We start from the raw sequence: 2865 nt of genomic DNA on the forward strand, positions 1-2865 counted from the left end.
TGGCACCCGAGCCCCTGTGGCGCCGCGGCCCGCGCGCTGCAGCGCTCAAGACCACACTGGGCCTGGGCGCATCGGGCACGCTGCTGCTGTCGGGCTGGCAGATCGTCGAGAGCATGAACCTGCAGCAAAAGGAGGCCCGTGCCCAGGCGAGAGAGCTGTTCGTCAAGGTCTCGACCGAATTGCAGGGCTTTGACCGGCAGTGCAAGGCCATCCCCGAGCACGTCGTCAACCAGGCCGAGAGCCTGATGCTGGACGTGGTCCGCAGCGACACCCTCAGCCCGCTCGACCGCGGCAGCGTTCACCGCATGAGCGCCCGCATCCGCGAGAGCTGCCAGCCAGGCGCCGAGGCATGGCAAACCTGCACACCCCAGGCCAGCCAGGACCGGCTGGGTTTCTGCGCCGCCATGCAGCGGCCGCCCGCCACCGCCACGGCCATGAATTACTGGGTGGCGCCTCAGCGTCCGCAAGAGCAATACGAGGCGGCCATGGCGCTGCTGGAGCGCTGGACCACCACCCCAGGCGGTGACACCGCCTTCGCGCAAGCGCCAGACACCGAATCGCCCAACGATCCGGATCAGGCTGCCATGGCCGCCACCGAAGGCATGCCTGACGAGATCGCCCCCGCGGCCGGGCCTGGCCCCGGCGATCTCCTGGCGCAAGCCTGCCCGACCCGATCGCCCGCAGCGCTGCTGTACGTCCAGATCTACAGCGAGTCCGCCCGCAACATCGCAGAAGACCTGCGCCGCAAGCTCAACGCCCAATCCGCCAGCCCGTGGATGGTGCCCCCGGTCGACAACGTCGTGCAGCGATCTGCCCTGCAGGGCCAGCGTGGCCCGGTCCCCTGGCCCCGAGCAACCATCGTCGTGCACCGGGAAAGCGACATGGCTTGCGCCGAGGGGCTGCGCGAATGGCTGCGCCCACACCTGGCCACGCCGACATCGGGCGTGGGCACCGACACCCCACCTGCGGAAATCTGGATACGGCGGCTGCCACCCACCGTCAAGGGGCGCGATGGCGTCTTCGAACTCTGGCTGCCTGCGCCGGCGCCATCGCCGATCGGACGGCAAGCCAGCGTCAATCCACTACACTAGCGCCCGCGGTCGGCATTGCGTGCCCACCGCTCGCTCTCCGTAGTTCAATGGATAGAACGGCCGCCTCCTAAGCGGCAAATACAGGTTCGATTCCTGTCGGGGGGACCACCTCAGGCCGAGGTGGCAGGGTCATCTGACATCGACACGCGCAGCTCCTGCACCGTGTAGCCCTCTCGCGTGAGCGCCAGCTTGAGCCATTCGGGCTGACTGCCCTCCCCCCGCCAGGTTTCACCGGAAATCGGGTGGCGATAACAGGGCCGTGCGGGCTCTGCCACGACCGCTTGTGGCGTGACCACCACCGGCTCGATGCCGTCCAGCTCGTGGGCTTCGATTTGCCAGAAATCAACCAGCTTGCGCACGGAGCGCAGCACCGCTTCCTGCTCGGCTGTCTTCATGGGGTGAACCTCTTTTGTGCCAAGTCCGGCACGCTCTACAAAGATGGTAACAAACCCATGGAGTAAGACGCGGAACGCCGGCCTTTTTCCCGCCTCCAGCCCTTTCGCTTGCGGGCACCATTCCGAAAAAGCATTGCATGACGCCTGAACCACGAGGTCAGGCGCCCGCCCCGGCAGGATGGCGTTCAAACCCTGTCGACTCGCAACCCCGAGACGAACGAGGCTTGGAATGAGACTGAATCTGCCTGTGACCGAGCAGGAATTTGCCTTCCCGAAAGGCGACACCCTGGTTTCGACCACCGACCTCAAGGGCCGCATCACCTATTGCAACCCGGGCTTCATCCACGTCAGTGGCTACACCCGCGAGGAGTTGCTGGGGCAACCCCACAACATGATCCGCCACCCCGACATGCCGGAAGAGGCCTTCCGAGACATGTGGGAGACGATTGCCTCGGGCCGACCCTGGACCGCCCTGGTGAAAAACCGCCGCAAGGACGGCTCCTTCTACTGGGTTCAGGCCAACGTCACCCCGCTGATGGAAGACGGCCGGCCTGTCGGCTACATGTCGGTTCGCACCGAGCCAGAGCGCGAGGCCGTGGCCCAGGCCAGCGAGTTGTATCGCGTCATGCGGCAGGAAAAAGAAGCAGGACGGTTGATCCACACCCTGCGCAACGGCCGCGTGCTGAAAAACACCTGGGGTGGCCGCACCGCCGAGCGCCTCAAACCTGGCTTGAGCGAGCGCCTGGCCATGATCGCTGGCAGCGTCGCCCTCATCGGATTCGGCATGGGCATGTGGGCAGGCGGCAGCGGCCAAGGCCTGTTCTCGCCGATCAGCTTGGGTTGCCTGCTGGTGCTGGGCACCTTGATCGCCTTGGCCAGCATGAAGATCCGCAGCATGACCATGGGCCCGATCAAGGCCCTGATGGACTCGGCCAACCGCATGGCGGCCGGCGACCTGACCCAAGTCATCCACTCCGATCGCCACGACCTCATCGGACAGTTCACCCGCTCGCTCAATCAGCTCAACGTGAACCTGCGCTCCATCGTCAAGGACGCGCGCATGCAGGTCGATGAAATGCTGCTGGCCACGCGGGAGATCGCCGCCGGTAACCAGGACCTGTCCAGCCGCACCGAGTCGCAGGCCAGCAGCCTGCAGCAAACGGCGGCCTCGATGGAAGAGATCACCGGGACCGTCAAGCACAGCTCCGACACGGCTGGCCAGGCCGCCGATCTGGCGAACCAGACAACCACCATCACCCAGCGCAGCAGCCAAGTGGTCAGCGATGTGACCCAGACCATGCAGGCGATCGAAGACTCGTCCAGGCGCATCGGCGAAATCATCCAGGTGATCGACAGCATCGCCTTTCAGACCAACATCC

The 2865-nt window shown here is 65.7% G+C and carries 2 protein-coding genes, 1 tRNA gene and 1 pseudogene; 3 read left to right on the forward strand and 1 reads right to left on the reverse strand.

Features of this window, described 5'->3' with window-relative positions:
• Both B2W70_RS17715 and B2W70_RS17720 read left to right on the forward strand, forming a co-directional pair.
• Positions 1-1091: pseudogene (locus tag B2W70_RS17715) on the forward strand (hypothetical protein); the annotation flags it as partial.
• 33 nt (positions 1092-1124) lie between these two features.
• Positions 1125-1199 (forward strand) — tRNA-Arg (locus tag B2W70_RS17720).
• Positions 1200-1201: 2 nt separating this feature from the next.
• Here B2W70_RS17720 and B2W70_RS17725 read toward each other — a convergent pair.
• Positions 1202-1486, reverse strand: a complete 285-nt coding sequence (locus tag B2W70_RS17725) for an H-NS family nucleoid-associated regulatory protein (RefSeq protein WP_286747822.1) — start codon at positions 1484-1486, stop codon at positions 1202-1204.
• A gap of 229 nt (positions 1487-1715) precedes the next feature.
• Between B2W70_RS17725 and B2W70_RS17730 the strand changes: the two genes are divergently transcribed.
• Positions 1716-2865 (forward strand): methyl-accepting chemotaxis protein (locus tag B2W70_RS17730; protein WP_286747824.1); only part of this gene is annotated, 1150 nt, incomplete at its 3' end.

This window comes from Aquabacterium sp. UBA2148, assembly GCF_002328915.1.
Classification (GTDB): Bacteria; Pseudomonadota; Gammaproteobacteria; order Burkholderiales; family Burkholderiaceae_C; genus Aquabacterium; species Aquabacterium parvum.

What these genes read in the sequence shown, in the direction of transcription:
- B2W70_RS17725 (WP_286747822.1), bottom strand. Translation starts at nt 1,486, where the DNA reads ATGAAGACAGCCGAGCAGGAAGCGGTGCTGCGCTCCGTGCGCAAGCTG.